At 61.2% G+C, this 26,130-nt stretch carries 10 protein-coding genes; 1 reads left to right on the top strand and 9 read right to left on the bottom strand.

Translation table 11 applies throughout. The features are described 5' to 3' along the window. Positions 1–3 precede the first annotated feature (3 nt). The 6 genes from PY649_RS18955 to PY649_RS18930 form a co-directional block, all read right to left on the bottom strand. Positions 4–16,566: a two-partner secretion domain-containing protein gene (locus PY649_RS18955; RefSeq protein WP_285870155.1), complete on the bottom strand. Its 16,563-nt coding sequence runs from the start codon at positions 16,564–16,566 to the stop codon at positions 4–6. 194 nt (positions 16,567–16,760) lie between these two features. Continuing rightward, the gene (locus PY649_RS18950; protein ID WP_285870153.1) at positions 16,761–17,309 is read right to left on the bottom strand and encodes a hypothetical protein; all 549 of its coding nucleotides are present in this window, start codon (positions 17,307–17,309) and stop codon (positions 16,761–16,763) included. A 69-nt stretch (positions 17,310–17,378) separates the two neighbouring features. Then, positions 17,379–17,843: a hypothetical protein gene (locus tag PY649_RS18945; RefSeq protein ID WP_285870151.1), complete on the bottom strand. Its 465-nt coding sequence runs from the start codon at positions 17,841–17,843 to the stop codon at positions 17,379–17,381. 20 nt (positions 17,844–17,863) lie between these two features. Beyond that, a complete protein-coding gene (locus PY649_RS18940; protein WP_285870150.1) occupies positions 17,864–19,642 on the bottom strand; it encodes a ShlB/FhaC/HecB family hemolysin secretion/activation protein in 1,779 nt (592 codons plus the stop codon). Between the two features lie 22 nt (positions 19,643–19,664). After that, positions 19,665–20,342 (bottom strand): invasion associated locus B family protein, encoded by a 678-nt coding sequence (locus tag PY649_RS18935; RefSeq protein WP_285870148.1) that lies wholly within the window; start codon positions 20,340–20,342, stop codon positions 19,665–19,667. Between the two features lie 379 nt (positions 20,343–20,721). After that, positions 20,722–22,281 (bottom strand): B12-binding domain-containing radical SAM protein, encoded by a 1,560-nt coding sequence (locus PY649_RS18930; RefSeq protein ID WP_285870147.1) that lies wholly within the window; start codon positions 22,279–22,281, stop codon positions 20,722–20,724. A gap of 369 nt (positions 22,282–22,650) precedes the next feature. Here PY649_RS18930 and PY649_RS18925 point away from each other — a divergent pair, with 369 nt between their 5' ends. Continuing rightward, a complete protein-coding gene (locus tag PY649_RS18925; protein WP_285870145.1) occupies positions 22,651–23,157 on the top strand; it encodes a hypothetical protein in 507 nt (168 codons plus the stop codon). Positions 23,158–23,195: 38 nt separating this feature from the next. Here the strand turns inward: PY649_RS18925 and PY649_RS18920 are convergent, their stop codons facing one another. The 3 genes from PY649_RS18920 to repA form a co-directional block, all read right to left on the bottom strand. Beyond that, positions 23,196–23,546 carry a hypothetical protein gene (locus PY649_RS18920; protein ID WP_285870143.1) on the bottom strand — a complete coding sequence of 117 codons (351 nt, stop codon included), beginning with the start codon at positions 23,544–23,546 and terminating at the stop codon, positions 23,196–23,198. Positions 23,547–23,624: 78 nt separating this feature from the next. Then, positions 23,625–24,647, bottom strand: a complete 1,023-nt coding sequence (gene repB / locus PY649_RS18915) for a plasmid partitioning protein RepB (protein WP_285870142.1) — start codon at positions 24,645–24,647, stop codon at positions 23,625–23,627. Then, on the bottom strand, positions 24,644–25,819 hold the full coding sequence (gene repA, locus PY649_RS18910) for a plasmid partitioning protein RepA (protein WP_285870141.1): 1,176 nt from the start codon (positions 25,817–25,819) through the stop codon (positions 24,644–24,646). Before repA ends, repB begins: the two co-directional genes overlap by 4 nt. Positions 25,820–26,130 lie beyond the last annotated feature (311 nt).

The following is a 26,130-nucleotide window of genomic DNA, read 5'->3' as shown; positions in this document are numbered from 1 at the left end:
GCCTCAATACCGCGTCATGATTCCTGTTGCAGGGTCGAATCGATAGATATTTCCGCCATGCGGCAGTTCGTTTATTGTTTGTTGGAGCGTCGTATCAACCACTGTTTTAGGCCCGACAACCAGATTATAGGGCAATTCCTCAGTCGTCGCGAAACTCATTTGAGCAGTCAGTTGGTTGGTTTCCCTTACCGTCGTCGCATTATAGAATTTGGCCTCAGTTACGCCGTCCAGCGGAGTTCCTGTGCCCGTTGCGACAATGGCGTCAGGAATAACGTTCTGTACTGACCCATCGCTCAGAGCACCCGGGATCTTGACTTTATTTTCTGGAATTCCGGCGGACTGAAGAACTTGGTTCTGGAAGACAATCCCCTGCTTTTGTGGATCAATTCGTGTAACGGCGGTTCCGTTGAATTCGAAATAATTCCCATTGCTGTAGTAAACCGGATTTCCATTGCTCGTCTGTCCAACCGTCGTATATTTTGCGTTATTTGAGCTCAGAAGGTCGCCGCTGATTGTTGGCGTGTATGTACAGGTATTGTGGACCCACACCGGCTCAGCGGCGTCGTTGCCTGCCTGTTTGACAAAATAGGTGTGGAAGCCGGCGACCGTCAAATTGTAGGCGTCTAGCGGCTTGGCCGCGATACGAACACCAACGACGTCGGTCCAGCTTCCATCCGCCCCCAGCAATTTCTGGCCAGGCTCGAGGTCGCGTGCAGCGACCCACGCTCCATGGGTGATCGGGCCCCTATATTGGCGTCCCTCCGGCAGTATGCTCGGCTCGGGCACCACCGCAAAGAACGGATGCGTGAGCGTTGTCGTGATTGTCTGTTGATGCCCGCCTTTTTCTGATTGCAAGGTTACATAGACGGTTTCCGCATGCCTATTGAGGAACTGATGCAGGACAAGTTTATAGCCCTCGTTCCCCTGATCATCGCGGGACCAGACCTTCGTTCTGCCCGGTTGTATATCGCGGATGGCAGTAAAGCCGTCGACCGTCTTGACCAGGGTCGAACCATCAAAGGAGCAGCCGACAGTGCAGCTCCCGCCCGAGCAGCTTACGCCCTTCAGTTCCAGGGCGACGTCGTTGATCTGAGAAGCCCCGGCATCGGCATCGGCGACGACGCCCTGGAGGAGACGCGAAGCGCTGTTCGCGCCGCCGAGCTTGGTAGCGTCGACGGCGAAGCTGTAGACGGTCTGACCACCCACCGTCCCGGCGGTCACGATCAGAATCCCGGCGTCGACGTAAGCTTGATACTTCGCCGCATCTGCCGCCGTATAGCCCCGGTTTTCCAAGGCCAGTTCGAGGATCGACTTGGCCGCCTCGCCGGTGATTGCCTGTTTTGCATCACCGTAAAGGTGATTGGCCGCGCCAGCTGCACCAAGAATACCAAGCGCGCAGACGACGCCACCAGAACCGGCGCAAGCTGCGCCCCCACCGACCACGCCTGCCGCATCCAGGAAGGCTGCAACTCCACCTTGGAGCTTAGACATTTCTGATAGCGCGTCAGCAAGGGCCTGATCCGGGGTGGCAGTACCATCAAGAACGCCCTGCAGATGATCGCCCAGGATGCGGTCATACACGAATATGGATTGCGTCACCGCAAACGCGCCCGCTCGTTCCTGCGTTGGTAAGCCGGCTAGATCATCGTCTGAAACTGCTTTGAGGAAATCGCGAAGTTCCCTGATGCCTTCCTGGCACGCCGTGGAGGCGGTGCTTCCCGCGCAATCCGCTATGAGGTTTTTCGTGTTGTTCTGCGATAACGTCAGATAATAGGACTTCTGAAGATACAGCTGATTGATGTCCTGTTGACTGCATCCTTTGCTGTCAAGGGCTGCTTCGCACTTGTCGATGGCTGCGGCGATATCCTTTGCTTCCTGTAGCTGCTCGTGTGTCAGGAAATTATATTTGAAGGTATCGATTGCCGCGGCCGCACCGCCGTTTCCACCAATCGCGGCTCCTATAAATGCGGCTGCCCATTGCTGGATGGCGATACGCTCCACCGCCGTTAGCGTGGGGTCCGCCTTCAGCATATTCGTCAAGAAGCCATTAATCAGTTCTTCCGCGGCGGCAGCCGCTACAGCCTGGCCCGGATCGCCACCGGCCAGCTGAGCAACCAGGGCGGCGGCGGCGGCGTGCAAGGCAATTTTCGCGGGAGTGCCTTCGTCCCAGTGCATTTGGTTGGCAAGTGAACCGATCGCCATATTGGCGAGCTGCGACAGCGCCGCAGCGCTCTCCTGCTGGGCTTTCAGCTTGTCGATATCGAAGGCGTCGACAGTGTCGCTCGCCTTGGAGGCATCCGCGTTGAGACTGGCAAGATCCTGCTGCTGATTTGTCAGATTCCAGTTGCCCGGCGTAATCGTCGCGAACGTCTCGCCGTGATCGTCCTGCTTCGCCGGCTGGCCGACCACCGGGACGGGAATGCCGGCACCGATCAGGCTGAAGCCGTAGCTGCTTGATGAGGCCGACATCGAGTTTTCGATGTTGGAATAAAGGATCTGGTTTGCGGTCAGATCGTTGTTCGTCAGATCGGCGCTCGAGCCGATGAAACCGCCGACAAGTTCGATCGTGCCGTCGGTGCCGACGTGATAGCCGCCGGAACCGGCGAAAATGCCGCTCTGCTGCGATACGTTGGCATAATCGCCGGTAATGGTGCCCTGGTTATAGCCGCCGCTGATGCCACCCGAACTGATGCCGAGTTGGGCACTATGCGTTTTCTCGTCATAAGATGCGATGTCCTGGCGGCTCTCGATGACGATGCCGCTGGCGGCGCTGGCATTGACCGTGTTGCCGGAGAGCACGCCGCCCGCCAGCGTCAGCGTGTCGCCGGAAACGACGGTGACCGTGTTCGTGCCGGACACATTCGAATTGACCTGGGTGACCGAGTTGCCGGTCTCCTTGCCGGAGCTGTAGCTTGCGTTGGCGGTTGGGCCACCGCCCAAGATGTTGCCGCCGGCGTCAATCCCGGCCGCAACACCAATGCTCACACCACCGGCCTTGCTGCTGCTCTTGCTGTCGCTGGTCGCCTGCACGCTTTCGAGATCGACATTGCCAGCCGCTGAGATCAGCACATTGCCGTTGTTGGGATCGTCAGACGCGGTCGTAGCCTGGCCGTCTTCGCCGATGCCCGCGCTGATCTGGACGCCACGGCCGACGACGTCGCCGGACTCGGCCACAATGGTGACTGAACTGCCGCGGATTGTGGGCGGAACTGGAATAGAGGTCGTCGATTCCGAGGAGCTTTCGCTAAAGCTGTAGCCGGCAGTTAGCGAGATCGACGCGACGGCGGGGCGCAGACCGGTGTCCGGGTCCGGCTTGGCGTTGATGGCAGCCATCGTCTGGGATATCGCATTGTAGCCATTGACGCTGGCCAGCACAGCCGGGGCAATGCCGTAGACGCTGTTATCGCCCGAAAGCAGGCTGGCCGCCTGCGCCCCGGACTGAGCCGCACTGATCAGTTGCGACGATACCGTGATGCTAACGCCGGAAAAGCTTTTCTTCTGCATCTCCGAGGCATTGGTGACGTCATTGCTCGCGAGCATGTTGACGCTGTCGCCGGCGATCAGATCGACCGCGCCGTTCGCTGCGATTTGGCCGGACTGATCGTTGATGTTGCGGTTGGCGGCTATGGTGATGCCGCCGTCGCTGTCGAGCGAACTGACCGCATTGATATTGGCGTCCTTCGAACGCTTCTCTTCCGAGGTGCCGACACCGATGCCGACCGAGACGCTGCCGTTACCGCTTGAGAAATTGATCCCAAAACCGGAACGCTTCGTGTCGGATGAGGACGATTGTTCCTCCGCTCCCGGCGCGATGTTGACGTCGCGCGCCGACGAGATGACCGTGCCGTCGCCGGAATGCGATGAGGAGCCGAAGATGTTGACGTCGCCCTGCGTCGACGTGATCGTCGTCGCGCCGCCGGATGAGAGCGTCGAGCCGATACTATCGGTCTCGCTCTGGCTGTTCTTCGAATCCTTCGATCCATAGATCGAAATAAACCCGCCGCCAGACCCCACACCAATGCCGGACTTCTTGGTCTGTTTGTCGCTCTCGTGCTCTTCCTCGGCCGCCATGACGGTGACGGTCGAGCCGGAGAGGCTGAGATTGTTGCCGGCGGTCACGTTGGAACCGGAGATGACGGTCTCGTTGCCGGCATTGGCGCTGACGTTGCCGGATGCGGAGATGGAGGAGCCGACGGTGTCTTCGTCGTAGCTGTGGGTGTGGGTCTTCGACGAGGAGAGGAAGCCGCTCGACTTGCTGTCGGAGGTAGCCTCGTCCGTGTCCTTGCCGGAAGCGACGATAATGTTGCCGGCCGCCTGGATGTTGGCATCGGCCGTGTGGGCCGCATCGCCGGCGGTGACGTCGGAGGCCGAGATGGTGACGTTGCCGCCGGTGGAGGCGATGTTGACGCCGGTCTGGCCCGAGATCGACGAGCCCTCGGCCGTTGTCGTCGCATCACTCGCCTTCTTCGAGCCGGATTGGCTGGAGGAGGACGCGCTGTCGGTCGCCTCGCCGATGGTGATGTCACCCTTGGCGATGACGGTCGCGGTGCCGCCCTTGGCGGCGATATCGGAGCCGATGACGCTGAGATTGCCGTTGTCGGCCTCGACCGTCACTCCGCCATTGGCGGAGGTGATCGACGAGCCGTTGCTGGTGACCGAGGTCGAGGATGAGCTGCCGCCCTGGTAGCCGGTGGCCGCACCGGCGATCGTCTTCGCCTGGCTGGTGGTCTGATCTTGCGCGGCCGTGATCGCGATATTGCCGTTGGTCGAGACGATGCCGAGATTGCCGCCGGCCGCAAGCGTCGAGCCGGCAATCAGCACGCCCTGATTGCCGGACACCAGCATGCCGCCGCCGGCGATCAGCGACGAGCCCTGCTGGATCTGGCTGGTGGTCGTGGTGATGGTGCCGCCTTGGGCAAGGCTCAGCCGGTCCTGATTGAGGACGGTGTTCTCGACACCGGCGGAGATGATGTTGACCGAACCGCTGGAGGAGAGGACGGAGAGGTCGCCGCCGACCTTGGCGGAGCTTGCGATGATGTTGACGCCACTCGTGCCGGCAATGGAAAGATTGCCGCCCGTCGTCACCGTGGTGCCGATGAGGGCCTGCGTGCCGCCATCGTCCTGCTTGACGGCGCCGAGCGTGACGTTTTGGCCGGAAAGCTCGGCCGAGCCGCCCGCCGCCACCTTGGTGCCGGAAAGCGTCAGGCTGCCTGCGCCAGCATCCATCTTCAGATTGCCGCCGGCGGTGACCCCGCCATTGGCGGCAACGACGGTCTCGCCGCCAATGTTCATCGTCTGGGCGGCGAGCGTGATGCCGTTTGTGGCATTGAGGCTCATGTTGCCGCCGGCAAGGAAGGCGCCGCCATTGGCCTTGATGTCGGTGGCATTGATGGTCATGCCGTCAGCGGCGGCGATGGCGCCGGAATTGTCGACGGAGCCGGCATCGATGCTGACCGTGTTGCCGGCGATGACGGCGCCGGCGCTATTGACCTTGGCGCGATCGGCCGCCGAGAGATAGACGACCGGCACCAGCACCTGCGCGCCGTCGACGACCTCGGCCTGGTAAACCACGATCGACTGGGTGAGCGACGCCGCCTGCTCGGGCGTGAGCGCCTGACCGAGAGCAAGGCCGTTGGCCTCGGCGTAGATAACACCATTGTCGAGCAGCGTCTTCATCTGATCGGTGGCATTGTCGCCGGGGATGAAGGAGCCGGCGCCAAGGCCGTCGCCGACCAGTTGCCGCATCTGCTCGTCGACGAGCTGGTTGTCGAAATAGGCGTCGCCGAGGAAGGGGACCTGCGTCTCCGGCGTATAGCCGATCCGGTCGATGAAATAGGCCGAGCCATAGAACTTCGACACGTCGAGGAAGGCTGCCCGCGTTTCGAACAGGAAGACCTGGCCCGGCACCGTGCCGCCGACGCCGCCGGATTGCGGCTTGGAAAGCGAGGCGAGCTGAGCACCGTTCACCTGCAGCACCTGGGCAAGATTGCCGGTGTTGCCGACGGCGGCGGTCAGCTTGCCCATCAGGCTATTGGGATTGATCGCGGCGCCGCCGGTCGTCAAGCTATTGGAATTGATCGAAGGTCCGCTGACTGCCGCAACGCTATTGCTGCTCACCGAGGCGCCACCGTTCGCCGTCAAGCTGCCGCCGCTGATCGAGGCGCCGCCAGCAGCCGTCACGCCATTGCCGCTGACCGAAACGCTGCTGCTCGCCGTCAGGCTGCCGCCGTTGATCGAGCCGCCGCCAGCAGCCGTCACGCCGTTGACGCTCACCGAAGCGCTGGCATTCGCCGTCAGGCTGCCGCCGCTGATCGAGGCGGCGCCGGCCGTCAGATTGTTGCCGCTGATGGCCGGACCGCTGCCGATCGTCGAACTGCTACCGCCAAGCGACGGGCCGCTGCCCACACTAGCACCGCCGTTGGCGGCGACGCTCGCAAGCGCGGCGTTGACGTTGAACAAGGCGCCGCCGGCCGTCATGCTGCTCAAGGCGCCGAGTGGATTGCTCGCTGTCGCCGGAGCATCGATTGCAACCTGCCCGGCGATCGAGCCATTGGCGGCGACGTTGTTGACCGCACCACCGCCATTGATGGCCAGTGCGCCCCGCGCCTGGATGACACCCGAGACGGCGCCGATCGCCTGGATGGTCACCGTCGTGCCGGCGGCGAGATCCCTCGAAGCGTCGCGCTGGCCGTTGGGATTATTCGAATAGGTGAGTGACGGATCGTTGCCACCGAGGCAAGGACGGTTGGGGCCACTGCAATCCGGACCGCCGGCGGTGGTGTCGGAGGAGACCACATCCGGGTAATATTGGCATGGTGTAGAGCTGTCGCAGACTGTTTGTGTCGTACGGTTCAGCGTGGCACCGTCATTGGTCAGCGTGCCAGCGACGGTGAGCAGCATGTTGCCGTCGGACTTGATCGAGCTATAGGCGTTGGTCAGATTGATCGCATTGATGGTCAGGTCGCTGCCGGCGCGGATCTTGGCCGAAGCGCCGGCACCACTGATCAGTTGATCCTCAGTGACGATCTGGTTGACCAGATGATCGACGGTCTGCGTCCAGCCGTAGGTCTCTTCGTGGTCGCCTGAACCACTGCCGCAACGTGTTTCACAGCCATACGTCCTGGTGATGAGATCGTAGGCGCTGAGGATGGTGTTGGAGATTTGAACATTGCGCTGGATCGTCGGTCCGGAGGTCGTGGTGTTGGTCAGACCATTGGTCAGGATCGACATGCTGCCGCCGGACTGGATGAGCCCGGCGTAGTTGACGACGGCACCATTGCGCTGACCGCCACCCGGCCCTGCAATGGCAAGGCCGTTGCCGGAAAGGAGGGCGCCCTGGTCGTTGGTCAGCACACCCCCGACGAAGAGGTTGGCGTTGTTGCCGGCAAAGACGAGGCCGGAAGGGCTGTTGTAGAAATCGCCGGCGACGTTGAAGGCGAGATTGTTGCCGGCCGCAAGCTGACCGGTGTTGGCAAGCGACGGCAGATTGAGCGTCAGGTCGTGCGCGGCAAGCAGCGAAGTGCCGGCGGTCGTGGCGAGGCCCGCGGCGGAAATGGCGATGTCGCCAGAGCCGCCGGCATTGGTCACAGTGCTGATCTGCGCATTGGAAAGATCGGCGCCGCCGGAGAGATTGAGCGCCAGGCCACCGAAGACGAGATTGCTGCCGGCAAGGTTGGCGGAGGAAGCGTTGACGATCAATGTGCCGGCACCGGCTATCGCGCTACCCCTGCTGCCGGATAGGTCGATAGCCCCGGTGTTGAGGGTGAGATTGCCGCCGACGCGGGTGGTGCTGGTATAGCTGATAGTGCCGGGCGCGGTTAGCGTGGCATTGCCGAGGCTCTGCAGGCTGGCATAGCCGATGTTCTGCGTTGCCGTGGCGGCAAGACTGCCGCCGGAGAGCAGCACGTTGGCATTGATGCTGCCGCTGGAGGCGGCAAGCGTCATCGCGCCGCCGCGCTGCAGCATCAGGCTGCCGCCGGGCGCCGCACCCGTGGCGGCAAAGTCGACGCCCGATACCAGGGTGTTGATCGTGATCGACCGGGCAGCAAGATTGACGTTGCGAGCGGTAAGCGATTGGCCGCTAAGCGTGATCGCGTTGCCGGCATTCACTGAGAGGTCGCCATGGGCGACGGTGTTGGCGCTGACATTGTTCGCCGCATTGGCATTGATGCTGCCGGCAGCGATCAGGCTATTGGTAGAGATGTTGCCGGACGTGGCCTTCAGCGTCAGATCGCCTACCTGACCGAGAACGATATTGCCGCCCGCCGATTGGCTGGTGGCGGCAAAATCGACGCCGGCAACGATGACATTGCCGCTGATACCAGATCCTGTGATCGAGACATAGCTGGCGCCGAGAAGCTGGCCGTTGATCGCAACGGCGCCAGGATTGGTGGACAAACCGATCGCAACGGCGCCATGGCTTGTGACGTTGCCGCCCGTAAACGCGCTCGCCGTGACGTCGAGACTACCAGCGACAATCAGCGTGCCGGCTGCGGCACTGGCCGCAACGATGTCGAGATCTCCACCCGATCCAAGAGCAATGGCGCCGTTTGATGATCGCGCGGTGGCGGCAAAGTCGACGCCGGTGACGGCCTGGCCGACCTGAACGGTCTGGCCGGAGAGCGCGACGTCGTCGGCTGCGAGGAGCTGGCCCGTGACATTAACGCTGTTGCTGCCTGCAAGGGTGACATCTCCGTGTGCGGTGACCGCTCCGGCTGTGATGGTGGCCGCACTGGCGTCGATCGTGCCGGCCGACAGCACGGTCGATGTTGCGATACCGGCGGAGGCGATGAGGTTCATCGAGCCGGACGATCCGAGCACGATATTGCCGCCGGCGGTGTTGGTCGCGGCAAAATCGATGCCTGAGATCAGCGTGGGCGCACTTATGCCGCCGCCGCTGATGGTGAGGTTGCCGGCGGCAAGCACCTGGTTCGCGACGTCGACATTGCCGCCAATCCCTGCGTTGCCGCTTGCGGTAATCGCGACCTTGCCATGACTGGTGATGCTGTCGGCCTGAAGATCGCTCGCCTGCGCGGTGAAGTCGCCTGCCGACAGCATGGTTTGCGAGACGATATCGCCTGACGCGGTGAGGTTCATGGCGCCGGACTGCCCCAACACGATATTGCCACCGGTCGCCGTGGTTGCGGCAAAGTCGATGCCGGAGATCAGCACCGGCGCACTGATGCCGCCGCCGTTAAGAGTGAGATCACCGGCGGCCAGGATCTGGCTGGTGACATCGACATCGCCAGTAATGCCGACCTTACCGTGGCTGGTGACGCTACCGGCCTGAAGATCGGCCGCCGTCGCCGTAAAGTCACCGGCGGAAAGGATGGTGCCGGCCGTGACATTGCCGGAGAGGGTAAGGTTCAGATCGCCGGAGGGCGCCAGGGCGATATTGCCGCCGGTAGCATTGGTTGCGGCAAAATCGACGCCGGAAACGAGAAGGCCGGCATTGAGGCTGCCGCCGTCGATCGAGAGGTTGCTGGCCGACAGCACCTGACCGCTGACATCGACGCGACCGTTTGCGCTGGTGGTGCCGTTGGCCTTCAGATCGACCGCACCGTGGCTGGTAATGCTGCCGGCCGCCAGGTCGATCGCTTGTGCGGTGAAATCGCCGGCGGACAACAGCGTGCCGATGGTGAGATCGCCCGTCGACGTGAGCAACACGTCGCCGCTGGCGGTCTGGACGATGCCGCCGGTGGTCGCCGTTCTAGCAAAATCGACACCGGAGACGATAGCGCCGGCGGTGATGCTCGGGCCGGAGATGCTGACACCGCTTCCGCCCAGGACCTGACCACTGACGATGGTAGCACCGGAAAGGGTGATGTCCTTATGACCGGTGATCGCGTCGGCAGTCACCGTGGCCGCGCTGACATCGATGGCGCCGGCGGCCTGCATGGTCGATGCCGCGGCGTTGCCGCCGACCATGACCGTCAGGTCGCCCGTCGGTCCAAGCAGGATGTCGCCGCCTGAGGCGTTCGTGGCGCCGAAGTCGATGCCGGCGACGACGGTCTGGGCTGAAAGGCTCTGGCCGCTGATCAGCACGTTACCGGCGCCGAGAATCTGGCTGTGGACGCTGATAGCCCCCCCGAGTGTCACATCACCATGCGCCGTAACGGCATCGGCAGTGACGGTCGAGCCGGTCGCACTCAAATCGCCGGCCGATAGCAGCGTACCAGTGTTGATATTGCCGACCGAGGTCAGCGTCAGGTCACCGCTGTTGGCAAGCACGATATTGCCGTTGGCGCCGGCGGTCGCCGCAAAATCGACGCCGGAGACGATGGCGCCGGCAGTGATGCTGGAACCGGAGATACCGACGTTGCCGCCGCCGAGGACCTGACCGTTGATATCGACACGACCGCTTCCGGTCGTCGTGCCGGTAGCACCGGCAAGCGTGATGTCCTTATGACCGGTAATCGCATCGGCTGCGAGCGTCGCTCCGCTGATGTCGATCGCACCAGCAGCCTGTATGGTCGAAGCCGCAGCGCCGCCACTGACATTGACGGTCAAATCACCGGTCTGACCGAGCACGATGTTACCGCCAGAGGCATTGGTGGCGTCGAAGTCGATGCCGGCGACGAGGGTTTGGGCCGAAAGGCTCTGGCCGGTGATCGATATATTGCCGGCACCAAGGATCTGGCCGGTAATGCTGGTAGCGCCCGCGAGCGTCACGTCACCATGCGCCGTGACGGCATTGGCGACGATGGTTGAGCCGGCAGCGCTGAGATCGCCGGCCGACAGCAGCGTGCCGGCGTCGACATTGCCGATCGAAGCAAGCGTTAGATCGCCGCTGCCGGCAAGCACGATGTTGCCGCTGCTAGCGGACGTCGCCGCGAAGTCGACTCCGGAGACGATGGTGCCCGCCTTGATGCCGGAGCCAGAAATGTTGACGTCGCCGCTACCGAGGACCTGATCGTTAACCTTGGTCGCGCCGGAAAGGCTGATGTCCATATGCCCGGTGATCGCGTCGGCTGTGACAGTGTCGCCCCTTGCATCGATGATGCCGGCCGCCTGTATCGTCGAGGCCGCAACCGCGCCACTGTCTGAGACGGTGAGGTCGCCGGCCTGACCGAGGACGATATTGCCGCCAGCGGCATCGGTGGCATCAAAGTCCAGGCCAGCGACAAGGGTTTGCGCTGACAGGCTCTGGCCGGTGATCGACACGTCTCCGGAACCGAGAATCTGTCCGCTTACGCTGATGGCGCCCCCGAGCATCATGTCACCGTGGGCCGTGACGGAATCAGCCGTGACGGTCGTGCCGCTGGCATTGAGGGCGCCGGCCGCCAGCAACGTGCCGATATCGACATCCCCGGTCGAACTCAGCGTCAGATCGCCGCTTGCCGTCTGGACGATGGCACCATGGGCGGCCGCCGTCCTAGCGAAATCGACGCCGGAGACGATGGCACCAGCCTTGATGCTGGAACCGGCGATGCTGATGTCGTTGCCGCCAAGGACTTGGCCACTAACGTCCACGCGACGGCTTGCGGTCGTCGCGCCGGTCGCGCCAGCGAGCGTGATATCCTTGTGGGCGGTGATCGCGTCGGCGGTAATCGTAGCGCCGCTCGCATTAATGACGCCGGCGGCTTGCAACGTCGAAGCCGCCACCGCCGCGTTGACCGAAACCGTCAAATCGCCGGTCTGACCAAGCACAATATTGCCGCCGGAGGCATTGGTAGCGTCGAAGTCGATGCCGGCGACGAGAGTCTGCGTTGACAGACTCTCGCCGGTGATCAGCACATTCCCGGCACCGAGAATCTGGCTGCTGACGCTGGTAGCGCCGTCGAGCGTCACATCGCCATGCGCCGTGACGGCATTGGCGACGATGGTTGAGCCGGCAGCGCTGAGATCGCCGGCCGACAGCAGCGTGGCAGCGCCGATGGCGCCGGTCGAAGCAAGCGTCAGATCGCCACTGCCGGCAAGCACGATGTTGCGGCCGCCTCTGGACGTCGCAGCAAAGTCGACGCCGGAGACGATGGTGCCCGCCTTGATGCTGGAACCTGAGATGCTGACCTCACCGCCACCGAGGACTTGACCACCAATCGTGGTCGCGCCGGAAAGGCTAATGTTCTTATGGCCGGTGACGGCATCCGCGCTGATGGTGGTGCCGCTCGCACCGATCGCGCCGGCGGCTTGGATTGTGGACGCTGCGATGCCGCCGCTGACCGATACCATCAGGTCGCCGGCCCGGCCAAGGACGATGTTGCCGCCCGCGGCATCGGTGGCGGCGAAGTCGATACCGGCAACGACTGTCTGGGCGAAAAGGCTCTGGCCACTGATCAGCACATTGCCGGAGGCGAGAATCTGACCGCTTACGTCCATGCGACCGCCTGCGGTGGTCGTGCTGGCTGGACCGGAAAGCGTGACATCGCCATGGGCTGTGAGGCTGTCCGCGGTGATGGCTGTTCCGCTGGCGCTGAGATCTCCTGCCGACAGCAGCGTGTCGGCAGTGATGTTGCCGTTCGAGACGAGGCTCAGATCGCCGCTGCGGGCCAAGACGATATTGCCGTTGGCGGCGGCGGTCGCAGCGAAGTCAATGCCGGAGACTACCGTGCCGGCATTGATGCTGGAACCGGAGATGTCGATGTTGCCGCCGCCGAGGACCTGACCATTGACATCCACGCGACCGCCTCCGGCTGTCGTACCGGAAAGGTCGATGCCTTTGCGGCCGGTGATGGCATCGGCACTGATGGCCGCCGCATTGACGTCGATAGCGCCCGCCGCCTGTATGGTCGACGCCGCAGCCGTGCCGCTGACCGAGACGGTCAGGTCACCTGTCCCGCCGAGCGCAATATTGCCATCAGCAGCGTCTGTCGCATTGAAGTCGATACCGGCGATGACGGTTTCGGCCGACAGGCTTTGGCCGGTGATCGATATATTACCGGAGCCGAGAATCTGACCGCTGACGCTGATCGCGCCGCCAAGTGTGACATCACCATGCGCCGTGACCGCACCGGCGGTGACGGTGACACCGGCAGCGCTGAGATCGCCGGCCGACAGCAGCGTGCCGGCGTTTATGTTGCCGGTCGAAGCCAGCGTCAGGTCGCCACTGCCGGCAAGCACGATGTTGCCGCTGCTAGCGGACGTCGCCGCGAAGTCGACTCCGGAGACGATGGTGCCCGCCTTGATGCCGGAGCCAGAGATGTTGACGTCGCCGCCACCAAGGATTTGACCACTAACCTTGGTTGCGCCGGAAAGGCTGATGTCCTTATGCCCGGTGATCGCGTCGGCTGTGACAGTGGCGCCGCTGATATCGATGACGCCGGCCGCCTGTATCGTCGAGGCCGCCACCGCGCCGCTGTCCGAGACGGTGAGGTCGCCGGCCTGGCCAAGGACGATATTGCCACCGGCAGCCTTGGTGGCATCAAAATCGATGCCGGCTACCAGGGTCTGCGCCGACAAGCTCTGGCCGGTGATCAGCACGTTGCCCGAACCGAGAATCTGTCCGCTTACGCTAATGGCGCCCCCGAGCGTCATGTCGCCGTGGGCCGTGACGGAATCTGCGGTGACGGTGGCGCCCGTCGCCGAAAGTGCGCCTGCCGATTGGAGTGTTCCCGCGTCAACCATCCCGGTCGAGGCAAGTGTTAGATCGCCGCTTGTCGTCTGGACGATGGCGCCATTGGCGGCAGCCGTTCCGGCGAAATCGACACTGGAGACGATGGCGCCGGCCTTGATGCTGGAGCCTGAGATGGTGACGTCGTTGCCACCAAGGACCTGACCACTAACGTCCACGCCACCGCTCGCGGGCGTCGTGCCGGCTGCGCCGGAAAGGCTAATGTCCTTGTGGCCCGAAATCGCATCCGCGGTAATGCTGGCGCCGCGCGCATCAAGATTGCCGGCGGCCTGTATGGTCGGCGCAGCAACGGCGCCGCTGACAGCGACCGTCAAATCTCCGGCCTGGCCGAGAACGATAGTCCCACCGGCAGCATTGGTGGCATCGAAGTCGATGCCGGCGACCAGAGTCTGCGCGGAAAGCCTCTGGCCGGTGATATGCACCTTACCGGAGCCGAGGATTTGGTCGGTAACCGTGATGGCGCCACCGAGGGTCATGTCGCCGTGGGCCGAGATATTGTCGGACGTGATGGTCGTGCCGTCGGCAGTCAGATCGCCCGCGGACAGCAGCGTTCCGGCGCTGAGTGCGCCGGAGGCTGCAAGTGTCAGATTGCCGGTTTCGGCTGCCGTCGCGCCCAGAACAATCGTGCCGCCGGCTGCATCGGTAGCGGCGATATCGACGCCGGAGACAATAGCATCGGCCGCAATGCTCGAACCGGAAATGCTGACATTGCCTCCACCAAGGATCTGTCCGCTGATGTCAACGCGACCGCTGCCCGTCGTCGTGCCGGTAGCGCCGGCGAGCGTGATGTCCTTGTGGCCGGTGATCGTGTCGGCGGCAACCGTCTGGCCGACGGCATTGATGGCGCCGGCTGCCAGGATCGTCCCGGCCTGGATGGCGCCGGCACTGTCGTCGATCCTCAGATCGCTGCCCTGCCTCAGCACGATAGTGCCGGCCGCCTTGGTCGCGGCAAAGTCGACACCGGAGGCTAGAAGATCGGCGCTGACGCCATTTGCGTTGCCATTGATGGTAATAGCGCCGGCGGAGAGCAGTTGGCTGGTGACATCAACGCCGCCATCGATGTCGACATTGCAGTGGCTGGTGAGATTGTTGGCCTGCAGCAGGTTGGCCTGAGCGGTGAGATCGCCGGCCGACAGCAGTGTATCGACGTCGATCGCGCCGGCGACGGTCAGATCGAGCGTGCCGACGGTCCCGAGAGCGATATTGCCGCCCGCCGCATCCGTGGCGGTAAAATCGACGCCGGAGGCGATTGTCGTCGCCTGAATGCTGGCCCCGGAGATGGCGATATCACTGCCGCCCAGGATCTGGCCGCTGACATTCACGAGACCGTTTGCGGCCGTCGCGCCGGTGGCATTGATTTTGATGGCACTCTGACCTGAGATGGTCTGGGCCGTCAGCGACGTCGCATTGACCGCGATATTGCCTGAAGACAGCAGGCTTGCGGCATTGACGGTACCGCCCGTCGCCGTCAGTTGCAGATCGGCGCTGCTGGTGAGCATGGTTTTGCCGCTGACATCCGCCTGGGTGGCGGCGATGTCGAGGCCGGAGACGGTGGCGCCGGTTGAGATCGAACGGCCGGTGGCGGCAATCTTGCCTTGCGCGAACACAGTGCCGGCAATGGTGATATCGAGACCGGCATTGAGGCCTATGTTGTCGTAGGTCAACAGCGATGCGGCCGAGATCGCGCCGGAGGCTGCGGTGATCGACAGCGCGTTTTTGCTGTTGGCGGCTCCCGTGAGGCTGACGTTGCCGGCCGATGCCGACAGCGTCGTTGCTCCACCGGCAGTCACATTCGCGCCGGAGATGCCGCCTGCCGACATCATCACGACATTGGTGGCGCTGTTGACGTCACCGGTCACGCTCAACAGGCCTGTGCCGCTCGACAGGGCGATATCGTCGTCGGCGGCGACCGATTGCAAGGTGATGCCCTGATCGGCCTGAATGGCGACCTTCGCCTTCGAGGTCACCTTGGCCGCCGAGACCTTGGACTTCGAGGTAATGGACACGCCCTGCCTCGCCGACGCATTGCCGATCGAGATCTTGCCGTCCGCCGACAGCGTGAGGTCTCCAGCGTTGGCGGCCATGTCGCCGCTCATGTTGACGCCGGCGCCCTTCGCGGTGACGACCATCTTGATGCGGTCCGCCTGCATGGCGCCGAGCGCGGTCCCGTCGATGGCGTATTCCGGCGTGCCGGAGGTGGCCGTCAGCGCCGTCGCCTGGCCGGTGGCGTAGTTGTAGTTGCTGGCGCCAGCCGTCAGGCGCAGCGTCTTGCCGTAGACCGGGCCGTTGACGTGAATATTGCGGGAGACGACATCGAAGAGGTCGACCGCGCCCGGACCGGCAGCGAAGTAGCCGCCCGTGCCCTCGAAGGTGACGTCGCCGCCATTGACGGTGAAACCGCTCAAGCTTCCGTCGGCGCCGATATTGGGCACGCCGGTCGTCAAGGTGGCATGCGGCGTGTTGATGAAGCCGCAGCCATTGCATGTGATTCCGTTAGGATTTGCTATTATGACGTCGGCTTTTGTACCGAACACTTCCGTCGGACCGTTGAGCGCCGAGCGGTTGCCGCTGGTGACCTCGTTGAGGATGACGGAGGCCGGATTCGAGGCATTGATGTTGGGATTGCCCGGTGTTGCGCCGCCGAGGTTCGAAATGCCGACCTCGCCCTTGAAATTGTTGAGGATGGCGCCCTGAGTTCCGACACTGAAATTGTCGTATTTGTTGTGCGACAGCCCAGCCGCATTCGGCGTGACGATATCGATGAGCGGCGCGCCGTTCGGAGCCGCACCCACGCTCGGCTGGTTGGCAACAGGTGCCGTCGTGCTGGCCGAAATCGACTGGGCATTGGCGACCATCGGCTGGAATATCAGCAGGCCGCTCAGCGTAAGTGCCAGCGACTGATGGGCAAAACACATGAGCCGACGGGCAAGGCCCTCGCCTGCTTTACTGCCGCATTCTGCTGTCGCAGGCTTACGCCGCACGATCGTCCTGCTCATGGCATGCCTTCCGGTGCTTGATTTTTGCGACGGCTGAATACCGCCGTGGTTGTGGTGGCATGCAGAGCGAGACCACGGCTTCGGGATGGGGTCAACGTCGGCATGGGAATGAGGTAAATGGATTTAAAACAAAAAATCTGTTATTTGGTGCGATCGCAGCAGGGCCTGCCCGTGCCGCGATCGCACAGTTCGCTTTACTTCTTGGTGAGCAGCCAGGCCTTGACTCGGCGCGTAAAGTCGTTCGACAGGCGTTGGGCCAGGATATCTTCCGGCCCCACTGTCTCGGCCGCATTAACGGCCATGGCCACGACTATACCGAGCCCTTCACCTCTCATCCCGGAATTGCTTCCCACGACGTCCGGATTTTCCGCTATGAGGCGACCGGTCTTGGCGTCTTCCAGCCTGACCGTTCCCGCAATGTCACTGTCGCTGTGAATGAGGATGCGACCAGCCTTGGTGCTCAAATCGACGACGTGCAGGGTGACGACCAGCCGTGCATACGTGGGTCCCCCAGGCAGGCCGGTCAGCTCCTTCTCCATGGCCGTCTTCAGCGTCCGCACAACCATAGGCAATTGGGGGTCAGGTTTGCCTTCAGTGAAAAGGCCGGTCATCTTCACGTCGGGAGCCGTCTCGATGCGAATCTCCCGGACCGAGCTCTGCTGGAGGGCAGCCACCAGTCGCGGATCGGTGGTAACGCAGGAGGCGAGCATCGTCAAAAGAAGCAGCGCGAGGCCGCAAGACATGCACCGGCCCAACCAAACCTTAAGATCAGTCGGATTTCTCGCTAAAAACGCAGACATCATCGCGGCGCCTCAACCATCTCTCTTGGCCGGGGGCGTCTTCACGCCGCCGTCGAGCTTCTTGTAGACTTCGTCCAATTGCGACTTGGGCGCCGGACATTTTCGCGAACGTGCGAGGTCGGTCAGCACCTGGTTGCGATTGCGCAAGGCGTCGATCTCGATCTTCTCGGGTGATTTGGGATCCATGAAGAATAGCGCCGGCCAGAAGAGAAGAACGCCGGTGGCGCCTAGAATGATGTTTTTGCCTTGAGCTTGCGAACGCTCCTTGACGGTTGCCAGAACCTGGCGTTCGTTGGCTGCGAATTCGCGCGAGATCCCGCCGCAATCAAGCCCGCCGTCGCCCACATTGGTGGAGGCGATCGGATGCGCGTCGCGGCCTCCGCAGCTTGAAAGTGCGATTGCACAGCAAAGAAGTGCAGCCGCCGAACGCGATGCCAAAAGCGTCGTTTTGCTGCCTTTTCGAATGAATAAATTCATGATTTCCCTCCTAATATTGATCACCATCGTACCGAAGCGCTGACAAAGAGCAGCCCTCCATCCTTTTTGCCGATCGTGCCCGCGAGCACGTCGGAATAGCCGATATCGAGATTGAGATTGCCGCCGGCGAGCTTGGCGCCGACAGTCCAGCCGAGCATGTCACCGCCCTCGATCTGATAGCGCGTCTGCGAGGCGATCCGCCCGTAATCGAGCCCGACATAGGGGTGCAGCTCGCCGAATATTTTCGCGGGACCGGCATTGTTAGCGAAGGGCTGCGTGCGCCAGACGAGATCGTTTCGGATAAAGAAGCCGTTGTTGCCGTAAAGCATGGTCTCGCGCGAGCCGCGGACGGTGGAATAGCCGCCTAGCGAAATCTGCTCGGCGCCGAAAAGATTATCCGGTGAATATTGTCCGGTAAGGATCGAATCGACCTCGAAGCGCTGGTCGCCGAGCGCAAACGGCCGGTTCATGGTGACAGTGCCGGTGAACTTGGAAAAACGCGGATTCGCGTCGCCTGCGCCGGCATCGCCTGGATCGACGGCGTCGAACAGGTTAAGCCCGTGATCGTAGGAGAGATCGAAAACCCAAAGGCCGCCAAGCATGCGGCGCGAATGCGATATGCCGAAATCGCCGACCGTATATCGGCGGCTGCCGACCTCGATCTTGCTGCCGAGCAGGAAGTTGTTCGTTTCCTTGTAAGTCAGGCCGCTGTTGAGCGTGGTGATCGAATCCTTGTCGCGGAAGATGACGCGATTGGCAGCGACCCCGAGCTCCTTGCTGTCGCCCGACGTCTGCAAGGTCCCGAAATTGCCGGGAACGGAGCTGTGATAGTCGTACCAGCTGCCGTTCAGCGAGAAGGTCCAGTAGCCGTAGGGAACGCTGGCATTGCCGGTGTAACTGTCGCTCCTGCCCTGGCCGTCGTTGCGCCAAGGATAATCCGGTCCCGTATGCTCGTAGCCAAGGCTCCACTTATCATTGACGCCGAAGAGGTTATCGTAGCCGACCGAGGCCGAGCTTTTGGAATAGCCGGTCTGTTCCTGGCCGAGATTGCTGTTGCCGAAGGAGAGGTGCCAGGGATGGCTGGGCTTGTTCTCGATGTTGAGGATCGATGTGCCGCTGATCTTACCCGGCAGCATCGCAGTCTTGGCGTTATTTGAATTCAGCCGGTTGATCTGGTCGAGGCCCTGCTCGATGTCGCGCAGATTGACGATATGGTTCTTCATGCCGGGAAAGGCGGAGGCTAGCATGCCAGAGCCCAGTGCCGGCTGGCCGTTGATGTAGATGTCAGCAAGCGTGCCTTCGATCGCGACCAGCCGAAGGACCTTAGTCTTGGCGATATCCTGCGCCGGAACGTAGACACGCGAAGAGACGAAACCCTTGTCGAGGTAGACATAGGTCAGATCGCGCAACAGCGTGTTGATCTCGCCGACGCCGATGCAGCGGTTGCGGTAGGGCGCCGTGATCTTGTTGATCACGGTATCCGGGAATTGTCTGACCCTCTCCACCTCGATATCGGTGATCGCAAAGCAGAGCCCGCCCTTTTGCGCAGCCCCGGCGTTCTGCTGGTCGGAGAGCTGCTGCGCTGGCTTCGGTGTGCTCTTGCGCAGCGCGTCGAGGCGCTGCTCCTCATTCTGCAGCGCCCGACGACGGGCAAAATCATCGTTCGGCGATTGCTGGGCGGCTACCGTCGATGCGGCCAAGGCGGCGATGAGCAGCGCGCCGACGGCAGCGGAGCCGCAAGTACGCACCGCGGAGAGAAGGCCACGTTGGGCAGGCGTCGGTCGCCAGGCCGGTGTCATGGGATCGTCCGGGCTTGCCCTGTCAGTTCGACGCAGGCTTCTGCAGCGCGTCGAGTGCTGCCGCCAAGCCTTTCAGCGAAAATTTGATGTTGACCTTCTGGCCATTCATCATCTGCACATGGCCGATGCCGTCCGTTGCTTTCTCAAAGGCGGCGACCATCTTGGCATCGAGTTTCTGCTGCGACCAGCAACCGGCCTGGTTGCAGTTGCGGTAGGCAAGCTGGACCACCGGCTTGTCGCCGGCATCGACGCCGAGCCCGGCCGGCAGATACATGTTGAGCGGCACGAGTGCCGTCAGTATCAGATCGCCGGAGGATGATGTCTTGCCGCCCTTCTGCGCCGCCAGCGGAGCCGGTGCCTTGGCGATCGCCAGCGTCAGAATATTGACGTCCTGATCGCCCTGCTTCACCGTGGCGATCTGCGCCACTTCGCAGCTCGTCGCAGCCGAACCGTCCGCCGCCTTGGCGTCGACGCAGCGATAATACCAGTCGTCGAATTTCTCCACGCGCGCCTGCGGCGCTGGTTGCTGCCCTGCGGCTGCGTTCGAGGCGCTCTTTTCCGCAGTTGAGGCAGCCGGCGCCGCCGCACTGCCGTCTGGCTGTTGCGCTGCGCCCGGGGAGGCGTAGAAGACGGACGATACGACCATCATAGATGCCATAAGTCTTACAGAAAACGTGTCACTCAGCGTCCTGCGCGCCATGCAAATTTCCTCAAGCCAAAGCCATACAGATGAGCAAGACAGCTCTTGCTCATCGACAAATCATCGTTTCAGGGGGAACAGCACCTGGGAGGGGGTGCGGCCAATCATCGGCTCGCCCGTGTCATACCAGAGGTCGAGTTAATGCACGGAAAATTAGAACTCACCTTACGTCAGTTCGTGCGCGTTTTTGGCGAACTGTGTGGATTTGACAACACCCGATGCGCGCCGCGTCGGCCGCATGAAACTGCGCCAAGCCGGTGAAGGCGGTTATCTGTCTGATGAAACCTTGCCCAGCGTTCTTCCTAGGCGATCTAATCGTCCAGCGCTGGACCGGCTTCGGGGATCTAATCAGGTCCTATGCGCCGATCTGGGTCTCCAGTCAGAACGAATTGACGATGTCGCCGCCGGTTTGCATTTGCTGGACCATCTTGTGCGCGTGATAGTGCATGGCGCATTTGATGGCATAGATCTGCAGGATCACCGGAGAACGACGGCGCAGCAGGAGTTTCCAGAGGCGTTGACGATAGATATTGCGCAAGTCCGCCTCCTGTACTCGGCGCATCAATCTTGTGAAGATACCGGCGGCTTCAAAAGCCCACATCAGATTTAAGGCAATCAGGCGGATGGGATGGCGGCGCAGATGGCGCAGCCGCGTCCGCTCCGGTTGAATACGGGCATCGAGATAGAGCGCGTCCAGTCTATCGAAATAAGCGGCGGGTTGGTGAAGGTCGCTCAACACCGAGAGATAGCCGTCGCGCAAAGTTTCCCGGCTGAGATTGAGGGGAATGACGTTGGTGCCGTAAGCCGGGGGATCGGCGTGGTCCAGCCGTCCTTCCTTTTCGAGGCGCGTATAAAGCGGCGTCTTGGGAATGGCGGCCAGCATGCCGATCATCGCATTGACGATCCGCGCGTCCTTGATGAAGATGCGCTGGGCGTCGAAGATCGTCGTGTCGTCGCTATCGAAACCCAAGATCATGCCGCACCACACTTCCATGCCCGTCTCTTGGATCGCATGGATCTTCTCCAGCATCGTCCCGCCTTTTCGAAGATTCTGGAGCTTCTTGGTCTCTCGCAGCGCCGCTTCGTTCGGTGTTTCGACGCCGATGAAGACAATACGGATATTGGCATCGACCATGAGCTGCATCAGCTCGTCATCGTCGGCGAGATCGATCGAGGCTTCCGTGAGGAACGTCATCGGATAGTGGTTACGCTCCTGCCAGGCTACGACTTCGCGGAGAACCTCCTTGATCGCCTTCTTGTTGCCGATGAGATTGTCGTCGACGATAAATGCCGTATCCATTCCGGCTGAGAGTAATGCCTCCATCTCGGCGATGATCTGTGAGCTGGTCTTGATCCGCGGCTTGCGCCCGAACACGACAATGATGTCGCAAAAGTCACAGGTGAATGGACAACCGCGCGAGAACTGGAGACTGCCGAGCGCGTATTCATCCATCTTCAACAGATCGAAACGCGGGATCGGCACCTTGCTCATGTCGGTCTTGTCGGATTGCTCGTAGCGCCTGACATGACGGCCCTCTTTCCATTCGAGCAGGAATTGTGGCCAGGTTTCCTCGGCCTCGCCGATGAATGTGACATCCACTAGCCCCTCGAAATAGTCTTCCTTTACGGTGACCCACGGTCCTCCGACGACGGTGAAACAATTGCGCCCTTTGAGCTCCGTCAAAATTTCCTTCATCCGGAACCGTTGGACGATCATGCCTGTCAGCGCGACGATGTCCGCTTGCGCGCAGAGATCGTAGTCGATCGGTTCCACATTCTCGTCCACGAGCGTGACAGTGTGTTCGGCCGGCGTGAGCGCCGCCAGCAGAGGCAGGCAGGCGACGGGAAGATTCGCTTTTACGTCAAACAACGGAAGCGCGTGTTCCATGCCCCAATAGGAGGTTTCGAAACGCGGATTGATGATGATGATATGAGCCATTGATCCCACCGCTCCATGACTTTGAAGACCTAGTTCGGCATGCTGCTAAGGCTTTTTCGTTCGGACCGGCTTCGTATCTGGTCGCCCTGCCCCAAACGGAACGGGACCGCACTCCCGCGGCACCGCCAGGCGCTGTATTAGCAGTCGTAAATGAGCTCAAAATTAAATTGGGCGGAGCCGCAAAAGTCCCGGCCCGCGATTGCCCAAGCAATTTTAATTTACCACAACTGAGGGCCGGAAGAGTAGGCCAACTTCCTTACTCCATCTTTCCGGGCGATAGTCGACGACAATGAGTATCCGCGTGCAAAATACAAGGAACTATACGAACATATGCGCGTTGAGGAAAATTCGTCATTTGGGGGTTCCGTCATGCAGTGCTTCGCTCGCGTCCTCCTGATTTTGTCCGTCGGCCTTTTCCCAAGTTTGGCCGCCGCAGATGAAAGCGATTTTTTGCAATCCCTCCAGGGAAAATGGACTGGCAAGGGGACTATCCTCCGTCGGATCGGGACGTCACCGATCAACGTCGCATGCACCTTTGCACTAACAACAAGCGGGCCTTCGCTCTCCATGCGCGGCAATTGCCGCGGCATGCTCGTCGTGAGCCGCCCGATCTCTGCCGATCTCAGAGTGAGTGGCACGCAATATAACGGCGTCTATGTCGGCCCGGCGGGGGGACGTTCAGGATTGTCCGGAAAGCGCCAGGGCAATACCATCGATCTTGCCGTTCACTGGGCAAAAGAGGTTAACGGCAACCGGACGGCGAAGATGACGATACAGGAAGTCGGCGGCAGTGGCCTCAATCTGCGAACGATCGACCGCGATCCGAAAACCGGCAAATCGGTAATAACGAGCGATATTGCTCTTCGACGGATCTAGCACGATCGCCGGATCGGGCCCGAAGAAGCGGCAACAGTCTAACCGAGCATCTTCTGACTGCTGATGCCAAGGATGTCGTTGGCAAGGGCGAGAGCGATGCCAGCGGCTACGATGATCACTCCAATCAGAAATAGACGGCGGGCGCGGTCGTATTTGACCACCAGCAGCGAATCCCGTGCAAGCAGATCGGCAAAGACCTTTACCTGCACAGCTATTCCGACAACCATCACCGTCATCGGCAGAATGTCGATGCAACTCCAGTCGTTCGGGTTGGAAACCCAGCGATTGATGAAGCTCAGTGAGAAACCGACGATGATGCCGACAGCGGTCAACGATCCGTTGCGAAAGGTCGCATCGATTTTTTCCTGATCGTCCGTTTCCGGCGCCATGTCGTTTCCCGCCAAATGACGACCTGATCGTCAAAATACCCAGGCCAGCCAAGCACCCTCGCCGACTTATGTCCAGATCTATCGTATCTCGGTTTGGTTCCGCGCGGTCGTTTGCGCTTCGCCGAGATATTCATCATGCAATTCCTCTATGCGGCGCAGCAGGTAATTTACGAAATCGTCGGAGACAGCTTTCGTGAACGTAAGCTTGGTTCCCGTCTTGGCGTAATTCACCGTAGCAAGGGTCATTCCCCTGGAGACGACCTCCTGGACGCGATCGACGGCGGCTATGGGCGCGCGTTCGGCCACGGAGACCGCATTCAACACCGCAGAAAATCTGTCATCGCTGGATAGCGACCGGGCAGCCGGTTCCGCCAGAATCCGCTCGGCAATCTTCGCGGCATCAGCATTTGCGCTCCAGCGCTCCGCCAGTTGTGCCCAACGCCGCCTGCCGGTTTCCGGAGCAAAGCCAATGGCTGCCAGAACCGTCTTCGGAAAGCTCTTTGCGATTTGAAGCATCTCGGAGATGTGCGACTTTCCCGTGGCCAGCGAGGCGCAGATCACCTCGCGCTTGAATCCTGCTTCTTCCTGGCCGAGGGCGAAAACGCATTTTTCAATGAAGGACAGGTCGTCGCGATTGGCATTCTCTTCGCCCTGGATGACGATTGCCTGTTCGTCTGAAAGATCACGGATGATTGCTTTGAACTTGACGCCGAGGAGTTTCGCGGCGGCAAGACGCCGCCGTCCGAAGACGATCTGAAATTTGCCCCCTTGCCCGCTGACGGGCCGAACCAGGCCTGGAGTGGTTTGTCCGTGCTCACGCATCGACTGCAGGAGATCCTGGAGCCTGTCGGCATCGTAAGCGCCGTCGAACCGATCAGGTATGTGCGACGGCAAAACCGCGTCCACATCGAGTTCGATAATATGATCCGCGTCCCGGAGCAGCTTGTCGGCAAGTTCGCCGCGCTCCTGAAGCTGCCGAACGCCGGCAGCGACCTTCTGAAGATGCGGGGACGCCGACGTCGCAAGCGGCGTAGACGCTGCCTCCTGGCCTAACCCGACCAGGACGTTCGCAAACATGCCTTTGGAGTCTTTTCTGCTCATTCGCGCCCCCATGCTTTCCAAAAAAGTTCTTCGATTTCGGCATTTGCGGCGTTGATCGATTCGATTGCCCGGTCATAGGTCTTCGGAGCGGAGAACCTTGCCCGCTGCACTTCATAAAGGCTCTGCTTCCAGGTCAGCACATCTGCAACAGCGGTCGACTTGATCACCGAATTCAAAAGCAGGTCTTTGCCGAAAACCTGGCGCATGAGCGCCGTCATATTCGCTTGCGGATGATCGTTCGGCTCAAATTTGGTGATTAAAAATTTGGCAAAATCCCATTGCGCCGAGGTCCCCACTTGCTCGAGGATCTGCATGTAGGATCCGGCAAGCTCCAGAAATTTTGCGGTCGAGTCGACATCGAGCATATGGGCCGGAACGGGTATCAGAACGCCCGTCGCCGCCGTGAGGGACGACAGGGTAAGAAAGTTCAGTGACGGTGCCGAATCCATCAGAATGATGTCATAGCGATCCGCAACCTGCTCCAATGCTTGCGATACGCGCAGCAGGAAGCTCGTGCCGCCGGATTTGCGCATTTCCAGAGCAACTGCGGTCTCGAATTCCGTCAGTTCAAGACCGGCGCAGATAACATCAAAACCCGCGATGTGAGTGTGATGGATGACCTGCTCGGTGGGGAGAGGATCTTCGAAGCGAATAGCCGAATAGAGCGTGTCGCCTTCGCGGTAATCGAAATCAGGCAGACTGCCATGAAGGGTGGTCAACGAGGCCTGCGGATCGAGATCCACCGCAAGCACGCGATAACCTTTCAAGGCAAGATAATGCCCGAGATGGATCGTGGTGCAGGTCTTGCTGGAGCCGCCCTTGAAATTGGTGATCGCCAGGATCTGGCATTGTTCGGTGCCCACCCGCCGCGGATTCATCCACTTCTTTCGGCCATTTTGCGCCAGATGCATCCTCAGTTCGAGGATCTGCTCCATCGAATAGAAGCGCCGGCCGTTTGCGACTTCGGGAGATGGCCCCTGCTCTTTCAGCGAAACCTGCCTGATATAGGCCTCCGTAACGTTGAGGAGTGCTGCCACTTCGGAGGAGGTGAATTTGCGCATCGTCCGGCGGGCATCCGGGGGATACTGCGCAATGCTGAGATTTCCCAAGGCGACATCCAGCTTGGCTGAGAATGTCTGCATGAAGGCGAGGCTGCTCAAATGTCGTGTCACGGCTCTCTCCCGTTTTGGCCAGAGTACTAAGCGCCTCGATGGTTAACGTTTGATGAAGGGTCGCGTAGTTACGCGGAGCGCCGATATTACTGATATTTGGCGTAGGTGCGGGGTAGCCCGATTCTGTCGCCACTGGCAACTGCCGTGCGGTAGTGTTCCCCGCGGGGAACTCTCGGCCAGGATGGAATGTGCAAAAAACTAATTAGGATGTTTTCCGTCTATGCGATTGCGACGAAAATCACGACGGCCGACGCCGCGTCGAGAATACGATGCTCGACGCGGCTGGAGTTGTCGATCAATTTGCTTTTTGA

It is taken from the genome of Rhizobium mayense (assembly GCF_030272705.1).
Classification (GTDB): Bacteria; Pseudomonadota; Alphaproteobacteria; order Rhizobiales; family Rhizobiaceae; genus Rhizobium; species Rhizobium mayense.
The sequence above is the reverse complement of the archived record's forward strand: the minus strand, read 5'-3'. Positions and strand labels throughout refer to the sequence as shown.